At 68.1% G+C, this 204-nt stretch carries 1 protein-coding gene; it reads right to left on the bottom strand.

Features of this window, described 5'->3' with window-relative positions; all coding sequences use genetic code 11:
- A partial coding sequence (locus E4487_RS24320; RefSeq protein WP_175254584.1) for an aldehyde dehydrogenase family protein occupies nucleotides 1-204 on the bottom strand: 204 nt, incomplete at both ends.

Below are 204 nucleotides of genomic sequence, written 5' to 3'. Positions count from 1 at the left end.
CTCGGCGGTGCTGCCTTCCTGGGCGCGGATGCAGCCGGCGAAGTAGCGGAAGTGGTCGGCGGCCAGCGGCACGTCGGCATTGAGGGTTTCGCGCACGGCCTTGCCGTTGTCCCAGGTCTCGGCCACGGCCAGCAGTTCGAGGTTGGCTTCGATGCGGTCGGCGATCTTCAGCAGGATGTGCGAACGCTCCTGCACGCTGGTGCG

This window comes from Pseudomonas sp. BMW13, from assembly GCF_013357275.1.
Taxonomy (GTDB): domain Bacteria; phylum Pseudomonadota; class Gammaproteobacteria; order Pseudomonadales; family Pseudomonadaceae; genus Aquipseudomonas; species Aquipseudomonas khazarica.
This window is presented reverse-complemented; position numbering and strand designations above follow the sequence as displayed.